Raw genomic sequence first — 14,266 nt, forward strand, 5'->3', positions numbered from 1 at the left:
AGCATTATAGCCGGATTATGGATATCGACGCCCGTACATCGAAGTTGAGCGACCCGTTAGAGACCTTGCTTGGCTATCAGCTGAGGAGGGCGTCCAATGTGATGATGGCCGACCTGGGCTCAAGGCTTCAGGCAATCGAACTCAGGCCGGTAGAAGCTTCCATTCTGACGCTGATCGATGCCAATCCCGGCTGCACCCAGAGCGATCTTGGACGTAGCCTCGGCATTCAGCGCGCCAACATGGTTCCCTTGATGTTCGGGCTGACCAAAGCCGGGCTTGTCGACCGGGTTCCGCTAGGTGGTCGATCGCAGGCTCTTCGCCTCACGAGGACCGGTATGGAGAGGGTGGAGACGGTACATGCCATCATCGACGCGCACGAGGCGCGATTTCTTCGCCTTTTCGCGCCCGAGCTGCGGGATGCAGCATTGGAAGTCCTACGAAGTATCCGGCAAGAGGGCGAAGGAGCCTTGCGCGATGATAACCTGGAGCTCCAGACCTCGGTTGATGGACTGAAACCATAATATCCGGTTCTGGCACGTCGAGGTCCTTTTCAACGCTCCCGCCGAATGATCTGGTTGTCCCTGGCAGCCTCCAGCCATGCGGCAAGCTTTCGCTCGGTGTTCCAGCGGACAATGGATGCGAAGGTACCAACGCCGTCCGACGGACGATCAGCCCGGGGGACGTTTACTTAGATCGCCTTGATAGGGTTGCCTCTTGACGAAGCGTTGCTTCCGGGCCGATCGACAGCTTGACGTCAGAGTACAACATCCTTCCATAGGGTGCGTGTCGCCTTCTCCGGATCGGCAACCAAAGAAGATGTCGCGTCAAAGCGCCTCGTCTCCCTGGTCGTAAGGTCGTATACCGGCCAGCCGGGATCACCCGTCTTGGCGAAAGAAACCCATGCACTATGCATCGCTTCAGCCAGAGACAAGGGTGGCGCATCACCGATGAATGTCTTGGCTTGACCTGAGGTGAGAGCGTTGAAGCTGAATGGCACATCGACAAAATGCGCAGCACCCAGACGACCACCAAATCCAGGCGACTTCCAAGAGAAATTATAGTGCCAAGTCTTTCGGTTACCACTCCTCAGCTCGGCAATTCGAAGTGCAGCCATCCGGAAGGTATAGTCAGATTGGAGGGCTGTATAAACTTCGCCCGGACTGGGATTTGATGAGGCAGCTCGATAGACGTCGATCGAATTGGTAGGAAGATTCAGATCTGCCACGAACTGATCGACCACCTCTTGGGTGATATGGTCGAGGGCGCCGCCAGGGACCATGTAAATGCGAGCTTCCTCGTCGGTGCTGCCGACGATGACAGGGCAATCCGGCTTCGGCCCAAGCGCCAGCATGTCGATCGGCGAGGCGCTGAGTACGTCTCCGTCGATCACGGGCAGAAAGGCAGTGCCACCGAGCGACAACCTACCCCATTTGGCGCGGTCCTTGAGTTCCTCCTCCAGGCCGGGGCCAGCCGCGATCAGTGTGTCAAATGGCACTCCGGCGAGCCCGGCGACCGTGGGTGCGACGCCGAGCCCTTTGGCGAAGACCTCAGCCAATCGCGCGGCATCGTCGCCGGTCATCGACTGCATGGGCGGGCTCTGCAGAATAGCGCGGCTGAAAAGTCCCTTGGTCTTCGGTGAGGCAAGAAGGATGGCAACACTTTCCGCGCCAGCCGACTGGCCGAACAAAGTGACGTTGGCCGCATCGCCGCCAAAGGCCGCAATGTTGTCTTGCACCCAGTTTAGTGCCGCTATCTGGTCGAGAAGACCTCGGTTTGCCGGCGCGCCCTCTATCGCCATGAAGCCGTCGACGCCCACACGATAATTGACCGTTACAACGACAATCCCATCTTTCGCAAAGCGCGTGCCGTCATAGACAGGTTCGCCAGCATCGGCGCGGACGAAGGCGCCGCCGGGTATCCACACCATGACCGGCAACTCCTTGGCATTCGGGTCCGGCGTCCATATGTTCAGCGTCAGGTCGTCCGGGCCGCCAAACAGCACGGGCTTCGGATCGCGGCTCGGCTGCGGCGGCGGCGGGCCAAAGGCGGAAGCATCGTGGATGCCATCCCAGGGCACGACCGGCCTCGGTGCTTGAAAGCGGGTCGCCGCCAGGAACGGATTGGCGGCATACGGAATTCGCTTGAACGATGATACGCCGTCCATACTCGTTCCGCGTATGCGACCGGAGCGCAGCGTGACCACGGGCTGGCCGATGGCGGCCATCGAGGTGGTAGGGCGAAGCGTCAAGGCGAGCACCGAAGCCATGCCGGCGCCGAATACGGCGCGGCGCGATAAAAGGAAGGGCATTTCGATCTCCCAATTTGGGTCAAGGCAGTACCTACTCCAGGTTTGGCGCGGCGGGTTGTCAGTCCGGTCGTCGCCTGACATCGCTATTGTCGTCTTATCATCATCCCCGACGAAGCGATGGTCGTTGAAATTTTAACGCACTACCATCGGGCATTGTCGACCGGCCGATAGCGCAATCGCTTTAGTACATCGAACGCTTGTTGACCGCATTGTCCGGAACCGCCTGGATAACGTCCCAGTGTTCGGTAATCTTGCCGTTCTCGACGCGGAACATGTCGACGATGGCGGTCTCCGGCGTAGCCTCGGTCTTCGGCTGCACGACCTCGATCATGACAAGTGCGCCCTCGGCGATTACGCGCTTGAACTCTACCTTCTGCTTCGGCCTGCAGGTTCCGGATTAGACGCCGAAGATAGCGACACTGTCGCCATAAGCGCATGGACTCCAGCATAAGTTCCTGCATATGCCAAACCTTCGGGCTCGATATACTCCACGTCCGGAGGGCTGCCACGGGATTGGACCGTTCTGCTCGCGAAGCCTTCATCAATAGCGCGGATCAGGTCGAGAGTGCGGGCCATGTCAGCCCCACTTCATCTCGCCTTTGGCCACTTTTGAGCCGATATCGAGTGCAACCCCCATGCCTAGTCCGGGGAAACGTGCTTCCATCGCGGCCTTCAGCGCGTTGGCATCGGCGGCTTTGGCCAGTTCCTCTTCGAAGGCGAGGAGATAAGCCCGGGTGTAAGCGACGGCGGAGAGGTCGGTCGCCGCCTGCGGATCGAGATGGCCGGGCACGACGACCGACGGCTTCAGCGCGGCGATCCTGTCGAGGTTGGCGAGCCAGGCGGCAAAAGCTTCCTTCGTCTGCGTGTCGGCCGTCCACACATGAACGCCAGAAAAGATCAGCACGCCGCCAAACACAGCGTCGAGCGCGGCAACGTGCAGATAGCGCCGGTTGGCCAGCCCTTCGGCGGTGATGATCTCAACTGTCTCTCCGTCGACTGTTAACGCCGGGCCGTCGAAGGCCTCGGGCAACACGACGTCAGCCAGCGTCTGCGGGCCGTTCTCCTTCAACTGCGGCCCCCAGACGGCGAGCTTTTTCTCAACGTTGCCGTTGATAGCGGCAATCGTGTCGGAGGCGGCGATCACCTTGGCGTTTGGGAAGGCTTCGTGGACCGGCTTGAGGCTGAAATAGTAGTCCGGGTCGGATTGGCTCACATAGATCGTGGTCAGCGTCTTGCCTGTCGCTTTGATCGCGTCGGCTAGCGCGCGGCCATCCGAATAGGTGAAGCCGCCGTCGATCAGCAGCGCTTCGGTCGGGCCGGTGATCAGCACGGGGGCACGGAAGAAACCTGCCTGGCCTGCGGGGAAATGCTTCCAGCTCAGTTTGGATGAGGTCTTCGTGGTCATTTCGATCTCCTCTGTGGCGAAGCGAGTGTCACTCTGTTGGGCTGATAAAGGCCGAGCCGCAGTTGCGCGTGTCAGGCAGCGCGCAACTGCGCAGCCAGCAGGTCGAAAGCACCGAATACCGCATTGGCGCGCAGCAGGCGCGGACCCGCATCACCGTCGACGATCAAGGCGGGGACGCCGTCGGCGCCGAAGCGTGCCATTTCGGCGTGCGCCGCCGAAATCCGGCTCCGGTAGGAAGCAAGAAGTGCTTCGTCCGGAGCTTTAATCCGCTCGGCTGCCTCGATAAAGCCAGCCGCGGCTAAGGTTTCAGCGACGACGTTGAGGTCGGCGTTGTTGCGGCCGTCTTGATAGCGGACGCGCTGTAGGGCCTTCAGCGCTTCGAACTCGCGCGCCGGCTCGGTAATGCCAACGGCAATTAGACCGAGTGTGGCCGGCGCGGAGTCGAACAGACTTCCAACAGCGCCGAGCACATGCTCGCGATAAGCGTCTGAAAAAGGTTGGCCGGTCAACTGGGCGATCCGCTGGTCGTTCTGCCACGCATAGGCGGCAAAGTGCTTGTCCATCGGACGCGAGCTCTCGTCGGCGAACAGCCCGGTCGGTGCCAGTGTAAGCGTTACGCCGTCGAGTTGCGACAGCTTCTCAAGCGTCGGGCCGGCACCGTAGCACCAGCCGCAGAGGGGGTCGTACAGGTAGGTGATCTGCATATCCATTTTCCCGTGGGTGGCTGGCAACAGAGATACGCGATCGGGATTGCGTTGAATATAGCGACTAATTATACAGGCTGTGCACCAAAGGCTAACAATAGCGGCCCGCAGCATGGGAACGATCAATCTCAATCGACTTGCCTATTTTGCCGCCGTGGTCGACGCGGGCTCCTTCACGCGTGCCGCCGAGCGGCTGGGCATCACCAAGACCGTTGTCAGCCAACAGGTGGCTCGGCTGGAGGCAGACTTGCGGACCAGTCTGCTTCTCCGGACGACCAGACGAGTTGAGCCGACCGAAGCGGGGCGGTTGCTGCACGCGCGGGCCGTCTTGATCTTGAGCGAAGCCGAGGATGCTTTCGGCGAAGTCGCGGAGGTCACGGCAAGCCCTCTGGGGAAACTGCGGATCGCCGCGCCGAACGACTTCGGCACATCGACCATTGCGCCGCTGGTGGCGAAGTTCTGCCGGACCTATCCAGGATGCGCAATCGACCTCGTTTTGTCGGACGCCAGGATCGACCTAATCACCCACCAGATGGACCTTTCTATCCGGGTCGGCTGGCTCGAGGATTCCAGTCAGCAGGCGCGCTGTATCGGCACATTTCGACAATTTCTCGTTGCTTCGCCGAACTTCGCTCGCACGCTCTCGGTCGATGTCCCCGAGGATCTTGCCCAGCAGTCGTTTATCGCCAACGGCGCCCTGCGCGAGCCGTTGGTCTGGCATTTCTCGCGAGCCGGCTTCGATCGCCGCACCGTCCGTATGCGACCATCAATGACCATTAATGCAACACCCGCCGTGCTTGCGGCGACCGCAGCCGGAGGTGGACTTTCGGTACTGCCTGACTTCCTGGTGGCTGCCTCACTGCAAGATGGTGCTCTCGTCCAAATCTTGCCCGATTGGTCTTTGCCATCGGGCGGCATTCACACGGTTTATCCAGCCGCTCGGTTTCGCCCACCGAAGGTGACCGCCTTCGTGGACATGCTGACGGTCCATCTCAATCATGAACAAAATTGGCAAGGGGATTGATGCTATATTCGGTGGCTCTCAGGCATAGCTCTTCCGGCGATTTTCACCAACCGCCGACTGTGTGGAGCTATTTGCGAGACGGTTCACGTCCTAATCAGGCCTAAACCCCGCAATGTGGTCTCCGTCAGCAGCCACAGGTCGCTTTCGTCCCGCACGACTTTAGAGAGGACATTGAGCCCAACCATTAGATTTTGCAGAGCAAGCGCCAGCGCTTGAACATCTGCACGGCTGTCAATTTCGCCTTGTTCCCGCGCTATTGCCAATAGCTCTGCTATCCGCTTCGTTGAATTCGTAGCCAAGCTGGTCAGCATTGGCGCCGGTCCCTCCTCTGATGGGCAGAGTTCAGCAATCGAATTCACGATGATGCAGCCTTTTCCCTCCGGATCAGCAGCACGAATACGGCAAATGTTTCGCAGGACACCATGAAGAAGAGGTAGGATAGGTCCTTCCACCTCCTGATATAGTGGTGCATCCGGCGCAGTGGCTGCATATCGGGAGATGATTTCGGCAAACAGCTCATCGCGCGAACCGAAGGCGTTGTAGAAACTTGATCGCGGAATGCCGAGTCGCTCGGACAGAGACTTCACGGACGCTTGCTCGTAGCCACCTCGTCGGATGATTTCCGTGGCGATATCCAACGCTTCATTGCGGTCAAACTTACTTGGTCGTGCCAATTTTCGAGCTCACTTTTTAGTTTTGTACATATGTGGACAAAACAATCGAAATACAATATTCGTGCGGCAAGACGGACATAGAGCCTTCATTCAGGAGATGAAAGTAACCGCTTTGATTATGGTCCAAGCACGCCAGAAGGTCATCAGAAAACAGGGTAGGGTTTCGGCACGTTCTCTCACCTGGAATTGGCATCATTGCAAGCCGCGTGAGGTCGTGACTCGGCGCCAATGACGCTGGCCGGCACGTGAAAACGAAGGCGGCCTAGCTCCGTCTTTGAAGGCGCACGCCTCCTCAATATTGATATCGCTACGGAGTATTATCTATGTTCAATTTCTTCCCATCGCGACGAATTGCAGTTCTCGCGCGGCTTTTGGCGTTGTCGTTCACCGCGACCACGACGCTGCTTGCTGCTTCGGCATGGGCGGCTGACAGGGCGCCGGGAGTGAATAGCATTGTCCTCGTGCATGGAGCCTTCGCCGATGGGGGGATCTGGTCCGATGTCATCCGACTGCTGCAGGCTCGAGGTTATCACGTTACGGCCGTTCAGAATCCCTTGACGTCGCTGGCAAACGACGTAGAGGCAACGCGCCGGGTTCTCGCAAGGCAGAAAGGCGATGTTCTGCTGGTGGGGCATTCTTGGGCAGGCGCGGTTGTGACCGAAGCCGGGAACGCTGCCAATGTGAAGGGTATCGTTTATCTCTCGGCTCTCGCTCCGGATAGCAATGAATCCGTCGCGGAATTACTGAAGAAGCGCAATGCGCCCATGGAAGGTCTCCTGCCGGACGCGAATGGTCTCATTTGGCTCGATGATCCAACCGTATTTGCTCACGTCATGGCAGGGGATGTTTCCAGCAAACGCGCTGCGGTCCTTGCTGCGACCCAACAGCCGATGGCGGCAAAAGCATTCGGCGAAAGCATCACCCACGCCGCGTGGCGAGACAAGCCCACCTGGTATCTGGTGACGCAGGGAGACAATGCTCTACCGACCCCTGTGCAGGAATGGATTGCTAAACACATCGGTGCCAAGACTGCGACTATCAAGTCGAGCCACATGTCTATGATCTCCCATCCTTATTTTGTCGCGGATTTGATCGCTAAGGCGGCAAGAGAGGCGAGGTGAATGCCGATTTCGGTGACAGACCCACTAAGAGTTCACGCGTCATTTGACTAAGGCACCAGTTCACCGCTGGTCCAATCGGATGGTGGATATCGCTTGCGGTCGCCGACACCACCGCTACTTATCGGCGGGTTACCCTGTTATCGGAATCACCTTCGCTGAGTTTCATCCGAACAATCGTCCACAATCACGGGCATTGCGTTTGCGATACGTGAACGGCGCAACTCCGTCGGTGATTGCCCAAATTGCCTGCGAAACAGCCTGGCAAAATGAGAAGCGCTGTCAAACCCGATCTCGAGAGCGATGTCGATGAGTGATGCCTTCGTCTGGAGAACCAGTTGCCTTGCACGTTCCATGCGGATGCGCGTGTAAATCGCTCCAGGAGATGTTTTCATTTCCTCGGTGAACAGACGTTCGAGCTGCCGCCGGGACAGCCCGACCGATGCGGCAAGATCTTCGGTCGGCACCACATCCTCGATATGGCTCTCCATGGTAATCAACACGGCCTTGAGGCGTGGGTCCTGGCATTCGATCGCCAGCGGCTTGCGCGGCTGAATATCCAGCCCGGATCGGGCGCGCTCGATCTGCAGCACTTCAAGCGCGTTTCGTTCGGCATCCCGGCTGATGTGCCGTCTGACGAGAAAGGCAGCCATATCGGCAGCGCTACTTCCGCCAGCACATGATCCGCGGCTCCGGTCGAGATTGAACAGGCGATCGGAGCGAACGGGGTTTTCGGGGAATTGCTCCCGGTAGGCCTGATAATGCAGCCAGCTGACGCAGGTCTGGTGTGTTTTCATCAAGCCGAGGCGCGCTAGAATGAACGTGCCGGTGCAAACCCCAATCAGCGGGATTTTCTCAGCTGCAGCCTTCTTCAGATAATCGGAAGTCTGATGGTCGATGGTGATGTCGGCGTTCAGAAGTCCGCCGACCACGACGATGTAGTGGAACTCCTTCGGGTCGATAAAGTCCGATGTCGGTGCCACTTGAACACCGCAGCTCGACGTAATGAGATGCCGGGTGCTCCCCAATACCTGCCAGTCGGCGAGCACTCTGCCCGATTTGTCGGCTTCATCGCTTGCCAATCTCAATGTATCGACGAACAGAGCGAAAGCGGAAAGCGTAAATGATCGTGCGAGGATGAAGCCGACCTTCAAGGGATCGTGCTTAGTCTCCTGTTTAACGGATTTCATGCAATGCCTCGCCGGATCGACCTCTTTATTTAATCTGGAAACCATAGGCCAAGGGATCACGATCGTCGACGAAGATCGTATTGTGACCTATAATCTGCGCCCAGCCTTCGACGCTGGGCCTGATGCCCCCGAAATCTCCGATCTTGACCTCTGACTCGATACGCCCTTCGAATATCGTGCCGATCAGGCTCTCCTGCCGAAAGGTGTCGCCGACCTTCAGCCGGCCTTTGCCATGCAGTTGAGCGAGGCGTGCGGATGTACCGGTACCGCCAGGGGAGCGATCTATAGCCTTGTCGCCATAGAACACCGCACCGCGCCCATCGGCTTTGTCGCTCGTCGGCGCGTCGCACCATAGGGCATGGTGGACGCCTCTTATCCTTTCATCCTCGGGATGAACCGGATGGCAGATCGGCTCGAGGGCATCGCGCAACTTCCTGCTGATGTCGACGATGTCATCACCCGACATGCCGTCCAATCCAGGCCAGTTCCTCTGCGGTTCGACGACGGCATAATAGTTGCCGCCATAGGCGACGTCGATCGTCAGGGCGCCGAGCCCCGGCACATCGACTTCGATGTCTGCCGCGTGCAGGTAGCTTGCGACATTGAACATGCGGACGGCATCGACGAATTCGCCGGGCTTCTCATAGGTTACGTCCACTCGGCCGGCGGGCGTTTCGATGGAGAGCTTGCCGGGAACGCGTGGCGTGACGAGGCCCTCCTCGATTGCCGCAGTCACAAGACCGATCGTTCCGGCTCCGCACATTGGCAGGCAGCCGACGGCGCCTTTGCGCTGGATTCGGTCTGGTCGGAGGAAGAGGTGATCAAAAATGTCGACGGTAGCTACGAAATCAAGCCCTCAACGCTCGAAGGCTTGCTGCTTGAAGCCTCCAAGGTGCTGGAAGGGAATCCGAAGCTCGAAATCGGCGACTACGGCGTCGGCCCCAAACCTATTCCGGGCGATGGCGAGCCGGTATTCGGCGAATTGCAGGCGATCCCGGGGTACTTCGTCGCCTTCAGCCATAGCGGTGCCACTCTCGGCTTAATCGCGGGCGAGTTGCTTGCCGACGAGATCGCCACCGGTAAACGGCATCCGCTTCTGGCTTCCTTCCGGCCGGAACGCTTCGCGAGGTAGTGCGATCGGAAAGTGCCAGATCTTCCGATCCTCGCCATTGCCGGAGCAGGGCGAGGATCAAACCGTCAGAAATATGTCGGATATGGGCGGATGCCTCCGCACGGAACAGATGGAACAATCGTAATTCAATGCTTGCGGAAAAAGGCGTGCGTGAATGCCCCTGAATAGATATAGGACATCTGTTCGGGCTTGTCGCACAGGAAATCGTCACAGGCCTTTTTTACGCCGGGAAGATAGTTCCATCCGTCCGGATTGATCTCGGTGTCGCAATAGTCATCGACAAGACAAATCCCGCCTTTGGAAAGCCGCGGATAAACATTTTCCAGGCTGATCATGATCGAGTCGTAGAGATCTCCATCCAGATAGGCGAAGCTTATCTTTTTCGGTAGCCCGTCGGCCAACGTATCCTTGAACCAGCCTTTGTGAATTATCGGGAGGCGTAATCCATGCAACTTGAAATTGTGAACCAGAACCTCTTCCGAGGTTGCGAGATCGCCCTCCCTGTAGGAAGCACCATCCACATCGCTCGCCGGTGGAAGGCCTTCGAAACTATCGAAAACGTGAAGCTGCTTTGAAGATCCGAAATCGCTGATCACCTTTGCGATCAGCACGGAGGACTGGCCCTGATTGCAGCCAACCTCCACCAGGTCTCCCTCCACGTCATAGGCGATTGTCTGGGAGACCAGATGGAACATGTTCATTCTCTGCTCGACATTGGTGGAAACACCTGAATGCACAGCAGAAAATTTCATGCCTGTTATCCGGTATAAGATCGCATCGACAAAAGAAGCGGTTCGCGATTCGACGCCGAAGCGCCTTGTTATGAGATTAAGCGCTCGATCGGCATGAGATGATCTCCGTAAACCCCAATCGAAATTTCTTGTGATAAAGAAATTGTCCACGTTAATCCTCCCAATGTTCTCCCATGATGACAATATCATCATGGAATTATACTTTCTATGTTCAGTTGGCAGCGAGAATTGCAAATGTGAATTCTGCTCCCACAGGCGTTGCGGGCCCGTAAGATCTCTAAAGTGCATAGTGGCTGTTAAGCCGGGAGCGTGAGCTCGCTCTATTCAAGGAAACCATAGTTGGGGGAGGAATGGATGATCGCCATCACGAGAGGAGTGAATTCGGCGACACCTGCCGGAAGTAAGTTCGCATCGATAAGGCTGGGCGGCTAGTCGAGAGGCTGTCCTATTCACCATGGCTTGCTATCATAAGCTGACATTCCGTTCTCGGCCTCTGGCACTCCATCGAGATCAAGCCGATGTATGCTATCGAAAAATTTGAGATGAAGAACTTTCTTAAAGTCGGGTTCGAGGTTCGATCCCGTCAAGAGCAACACCAGTCAGTCCCTGTTCAGCGTCGATCATGGAATGAGCGCAAGAGCATCCGGCGGGCTGAGGCGACTACGATGATCAGTCGCTTTACCGGCAAATGGAAACACGGGTGAAAATGTCGTGAGACTCGACATTTCTAGGGCCTCTAACGCTTTACGGAGGCAATTGCCAGCAGGATGTTGGAGCGTGCCGGATCATCGTTCGACGTTAGGTCGAGTGCTTTTTGAAAGTCAGCCAAAGCTGCCCCAAAATCTGATTTGCTGCGGTGAACTTCACCTCGCACGAAGTAAGCCGAACTGGATTCATTGTTCAATTCGATTCCCTTGTTGAGGTCGAGCAGAGCTTGGTCGTTGTTGCCAGTCTTAAAATAGGAAAGGCCACGATTGATATAAGCGTAGGGATAAGATGGGTCGCTCTCGATGGCTTTGGTGAAATCCGCAATGGCGCGGTCGAAATCGCCACTCATGTTGTAGGCATCGCCCCGATCGTTGAGCGCCCTTGTGTTGAGAGGGTTTAGCTGCAAAACCTTCGTATAATCGTCGATCGCCGCACCATAGTTCCCCTCTTTTCCCCTCATGCCGCCTCGTTCGATATAAACAAGCTCGAAATTCTGCTGCAGCGGGCCTGACAATTCGGGCTTGAGGGCAACCGCCTTGTTGAAGTCGGCCAAAGCTAAATCGTATTTGTCCTGTGCAAGATAACCGTTACCGCGTCCTGCATAGGCTTCCGCATATTCCGGCGCCAGTGCGATGGCCTTATTCATATAGCCGATTCTGGCTTCGTGGTCGCCATTGCGGTCGGCGAGAGTTCCAAGGATGAGATAGGAGTCAGGATGGTCGTCAGGCTTCAATTCCACCGCTTTTTCGGCATCCGCAATGGCTTGCTCGTAGGCGCCTTTCGCAAATTCCGCAACGCTCCGCCCCGCATAAGCGACGTCAGAATTCGCATCGAGCGTTAGCGCTCGACTGAAGTAATCTTCGGCGAGATTAAGGTCCTGGCTCCCAATCTTAATATAGCCCGCGCTACTGTAGGCAAATGATCGGTCCTCAAGTGTCTGGGTCTCGTCTTGGGCGACGGCCAGGCAAGCAGGCAAGGTGACTGCCGCCTCTTGTCCAGTTTTGCATATGTCCTTGGCATATGCGGGGTTTACGGCGCCAAGAAGGACAAGCAACAGTGCAAACCTTCGCATCGGTCCCTCAGCTACTAAACAGGAATGTTTACTCCATGTTGGGATGGAGTCTTTATCGCACAGCAGGGAGTAGTTAGTGTCTGCCGAGATTTTCCTCCAGTCGAATCTTGAAATCCAAACACAGATGCACCTGTTGTGGACGATCGTGCACGCGGCGAACTCTTGTCCAATCGGCGATCAGCACGATTTGAAATGGAGCCGAACTTCTGAGAATGCCGAGAGCATGAAATTTGATTGGAATGATTAGTGCCGTTCACTTTATCCGCAAAAGATCGCCGAACCTGCAAGCGAATTAAACCTGTCGACGTCCAGTTGCAGATCTGAGACGAACCTCAAGGCGGCATCGGTCACCGAGAGCTGCCAGCAACCTCACGCATATCACCATTCTCCCTCGTGTTTCATATTGACCTCTAGGCTCTCCGATGAAATTTGCGACGTTGCTTCCGCTTGTAATTCTTGGCTTTTTAGCATCCTGTGCGACACAGCCGAACGAGGTTGTTACCGACCTCTATTCGCCGAGCAAACGGTATCACGTTGAGATACGAAAATGCCCACAGGTCGGGTCGCTTGTGCGGGGCGAGGAGGTCCAGGCCACCGTTCTGGAGGCCGGGAGGGTCGGTGTCTGTCATTCATCTGCAAATGTGATCGAACAGTTCAGCGTGAATTCGCCGGAAGATCAGCTCGAGCTCGAATGGGTTTCGGAAACACAGCTCAGGGCATGGCATCCTAAATTTAATCCCAGCTATGGCCCGCAAACATACGTTTCCGGTCAAAACGAGCCTGTGAAGGTCATCTTCCGTCCTAAAAGATAACGGGGCACCGGTCACTGAAATCAGCAGCCTCTCGATCAGCATGGGACTCCCGTCAACAACAATGCTGGTCCGGCTAAGACATCGAATTAATAGGCAGCGAAAGGCGAGCCTTAAGCAGCTTGATGTGCCGCTTGGTGGCACTTTACCAGTCACCGGTTACCCTGCCATTTGGGATACCAAGCTATTTGACCATGGCAGCCGCCCTGAATTGCGGCCGGTGCGGATGCATCAGTGGTGGCCTCGCAGTGGCGGAGCAGGCCGGATAGCTTCCTTAAGTGCGCGTTGTTTTCGACGCATGCGCACTTAACGACGCATGTGCACCTAAGATGGAGCCGAGTGAACGCAGATCAGCTTACCGGGTGTTGAAGCCCACGCGCTGCGTGAAGTAGACCTTGAAGTATCTTTCATGATTCAAAATTGAGCCGCCGATGCTATTTAAATGCCATTTCCTCTTGGCCACCAGTGCGGTGTTGATTTCCACTAGTCTTGCGGGTGGTCAGCTGATGGCGCAACAGAGCGCCGATCCCAGGGGTAGCTCCAAGGTTCCAGGGATAGAAATCAGGCATTTGACACAACTTTCGAAGGCACCGCCGTCTGCTCAGTCTCAGGACGAGTGCAATGCGGTCTTCCCTCCAACGACCGCAGGTGGGCAAGTTATCAATGGGCTTGGTTGGGGCGTAACTGGGGAGGCAAAGCTCGGACCCTATGACGCGGTGAGCTTTGCTGGAGAATTCGAGCCTTCAACTGCCGGTTCCTGTGAGATTAATCAAGGCAACATCGCGCTCTTCAACGGCTCGCAACTGGTTATGATCATCTACGTCGCCAAGAGCAGCAAGCTATCAATCGGCAGAGTTATCGCCGACGACGATGGGCTGCGCATTGTTGATGGCAGTCCTGTCCAGATGCCTCTCGGCGACGTACGGCTGGTCGGCGACCACGCCGTCGAGGTCACACCGATAACGGCCGAACAATCCGTCTGCGGCGGCAAAGAAGTGGTGCCGAAAGTCGATGGCAAGCCGGTCAGTGAGGCGCGCAAGCAGATCATTGCCAAGGGGTGGAAGCCGTTTCGAAGCCCACCGCCCAATTATCAGGATTTCGTCGGCGACAGTATTCGCAAAAGCGGCATCGTCGAGGCGACCGACTGTTCCGAGACCGACTCGGCGTCGTGCAGTTACTACTATCGAAAAGACGATATGGAATTGAGCCTCACCACTCACGGGGACCACAGGCCGACGGTCGACGGCCATCAGATCGCGTGTGATCGGTCTAAATGGCATAAGGCCAATTAATCACGGCGAGATTCCTGCTTCTGCCTTGAGCATAAGCGGAAACTAACCGAACAATTGTTGGCCAATATATCACGGTCG

13 protein-coding genes and 2 pseudogenes are annotated in these 14,266 nt (G+C 56.8%); 6 read left to right on the forward strand and 9 right to left on the reverse strand.

What is annotated here, in order from left to right; translation table 11 throughout:
• The first annotated feature begins 17 nt into the window (after positions 1-17).
• Entirely contained in the window at positions 18-521 is a 504-nt protein-coding gene (locus tag AC13RE_RS11680; protein WP_132721604.1) for a MarR family transcriptional regulator, read from the forward strand.
• Between the two features lie 233 nt (positions 522-754).
• On the opposite strand, the gene AC13RE_RS11685 is transcribed toward AC13RE_RS11680, so the two are convergent.
• The 4 genes from AC13RE_RS11685 to AC13RE_RS11700 form a co-directional block, all read right to left on the reverse strand.
• Positions 755-2,308, reverse strand: coding sequence for a carboxylesterase/lipase family protein (locus tag AC13RE_RS11685; protein WP_488563035.1), 1,554 nt, complete (start codon positions 2,306-2,308; stop codon positions 755-757).
• Between the two features lie 181 nt (positions 2,309-2,489).
• A complete protein-coding gene (locus AC13RE_RS11690; RefSeq protein WP_488563036.1) occupies positions 2,490-2,639 on the reverse strand; it encodes a nuclear transport factor 2 family protein in 150 nt (49 codons plus the stop codon).
• Between the two features lie 246 nt (positions 2,640-2,885).
• Positions 2,886-3,719, reverse strand: a complete 834-nt coding sequence (locus AC13RE_RS11695) for an MBL fold metallo-hydrolase (RefSeq protein WP_488563149.1) — start codon at positions 3,717-3,719, stop codon at positions 2,886-2,888.
• A gap of 65 nt (positions 3,720-3,784) precedes the next feature.
• Positions 3,785-4,417, reverse strand: coding sequence for a DsbA family protein (locus tag AC13RE_RS11700; protein WP_488563037.1), 633 nt, complete (start codon positions 4,415-4,417; stop codon positions 3,785-3,787).
• 112 nt (positions 4,418-4,529) lie between these two features.
• On the opposite strand from AC13RE_RS11700, the gene AC13RE_RS11705 reads away from it, so the two are divergent.
• Positions 4,530-5,441, forward strand: a complete 912-nt coding sequence (locus AC13RE_RS11705) for a LysR family transcriptional regulator (protein WP_488563038.1) — start codon at positions 4,530-4,532, stop codon at positions 5,439-5,441.
• Positions 5,442-5,524: 83 nt separating this feature from the next.
• Here AC13RE_RS11705 and AC13RE_RS11710 read toward each other — a convergent pair whose 3' ends face one another.
• Positions 5,525-6,115 (reverse strand): TetR/AcrR family transcriptional regulator, encoded by a 591-nt coding sequence (locus tag AC13RE_RS11710; RefSeq protein WP_488563039.1) that lies wholly within the window; start codon positions 6,113-6,115, stop codon positions 5,525-5,527.
• 323 nt (positions 6,116-6,438) lie between these two features.
• Between AC13RE_RS11710 and AC13RE_RS11715 the strand changes: the two genes are divergently transcribed.
• A complete protein-coding gene (locus AC13RE_RS11715; RefSeq protein ID WP_488563040.1) occupies positions 6,439-7,236 on the forward strand; it encodes an alpha/beta hydrolase in 798 nt (265 codons plus the stop codon).
• Between the two features lie 146 nt (positions 7,237-7,382).
• Here AC13RE_RS11715 and AC13RE_RS11720 read toward each other — a convergent pair whose 3' ends face one another.
• A complete protein-coding gene (locus AC13RE_RS11720) occupies positions 7,383-8,423 on the reverse strand; it encodes a GlxA family transcriptional regulator (RefSeq protein ID WP_488563150.1) in 1,041 nt (346 codons plus the stop codon).
• 25 nt (positions 8,424-8,448) lie between these two features.
• Positions 8,449-9,198 (reverse strand): annotated as a pseudogene (locus AC13RE_RS11725) (4-hydroxyproline epimerase); the annotation flags it as partial.
• Between AC13RE_RS11725 and AC13RE_RS11730 the strand changes: the two are divergent.
• A pseudogene (locus AC13RE_RS11730) lies at positions 9,199-9,555 on the forward strand (D-amino-acid oxidase); the annotation flags it as partial.
• Between the two features lie 125 nt (positions 9,556-9,680).
• Here AC13RE_RS11730 and AC13RE_RS11735 read toward each other — a convergent pair.
• Positions 9,681-10,457: a TylF/MycF/NovP-related O-methyltransferase gene (locus AC13RE_RS11735; RefSeq protein ID WP_488563041.1), complete on the reverse strand. Its 777-nt coding sequence runs from the start codon at positions 10,455-10,457 to the stop codon at positions 9,681-9,683.
• A gap of 586 nt (positions 10,458-11,043) precedes the next feature.
• Positions 11,044-12,087 carry a tetratricopeptide repeat protein gene (locus tag AC13RE_RS11740; RefSeq protein ID WP_488563042.1) on the reverse strand — a complete coding sequence of 348 codons (1,044 nt, stop codon included), beginning with the start codon at positions 12,085-12,087 and terminating at the stop codon, positions 11,044-11,046.
• A 422-nt stretch (positions 12,088-12,509) separates the two neighbouring features.
• Between AC13RE_RS11740 and AC13RE_RS11745 the strand changes: the two genes are divergently transcribed.
• The gene (locus AC13RE_RS11745; RefSeq protein ID WP_488563043.1) at positions 12,510-12,899 is read left to right on the forward strand and encodes a hypothetical protein; all 390 of its coding nucleotides are present in this window, start codon (positions 12,510-12,512) and stop codon (positions 12,897-12,899) included.
• 503 nt (positions 12,900-13,402) lie between these two features.
• The gene (locus tag AC13RE_RS11750; protein ID WP_488563044.1) at positions 13,403-14,188 is read left to right on the forward strand and encodes a hypothetical protein; all 786 of its coding nucleotides are present in this window, start codon (positions 13,403-13,405) and stop codon (positions 14,186-14,188) included.
• Positions 14,189-14,266: the final 78 nt, after the last annotated feature.

This window comes from Martinezella sp. CNPSo 3959 (assembly GCF_057784355.1).

Excerpts from the sequence above, each read along its gene's own strand:
- AC13RE_RS11720 (WP_488563150.1), bottom strand. The coding sequence starts at position 8,423 with ATGAAATCCGTTAAACAGGAGACTAAGCACGATCCCTTGAAGGTCGGC.
- AC13RE_RS11685 (WP_488563035.1), bottom strand. The coding sequence starts at position 2,308 with ATGCCCTTCCTTTTATCGCGCCGCGCCGTATTCGGCGCCGGCATGGCT.
- AC13RE_RS11700 (WP_488563037.1), bottom strand. The coding sequence starts at position 4,417 with ATGCAGATCACCTACCTGTACGACCCCCTCTGCGGCTGGTGCTACGGT.
- AC13RE_RS11690 (WP_488563036.1), bottom strand. The coding sequence starts at position 2,639 with ATGATCGAGGTCGTGCAGCCGAAGACCGAGGCTACGCCGGAGACCGCC.
- AC13RE_RS11680 (WP_132721604.1), top strand. The coding sequence starts at position 18 with ATGGATATCGACGCCCGTACATCGAAGTTGAGCGACCCGTTAGAGACC.
- AC13RE_RS11715 (WP_488563040.1), top strand. The coding sequence starts at position 6,439 with ATGTTCAATTTCTTCCCATCGCGACGAATTGCAGTTCTCGCGCGGCTT.
- AC13RE_RS11745 (WP_488563043.1), top strand. The coding sequence starts at position 12,510 with ATGAAATTTGCGACGTTGCTTCCGCTTGTAATTCTTGGCTTTTTAGCA.
- AC13RE_RS11750 (WP_488563044.1), top strand. The coding sequence starts at position 13,403 with ATGGCGCAACAGAGCGCCGATCCCAGGGGTAGCTCCAAGGTTCCAGGG.
- AC13RE_RS11740 (WP_488563042.1), bottom strand. The coding sequence starts at position 12,087 with ATGCGAAGGTTTGCACTGTTGCTTGTCCTTCTTGGCGCCGTAAACCCC.
- AC13RE_RS11705 (WP_488563038.1), top strand. The coding sequence starts at position 4,530 with ATGGGAACGATCAATCTCAATCGACTTGCCTATTTTGCCGCCGTGGTC.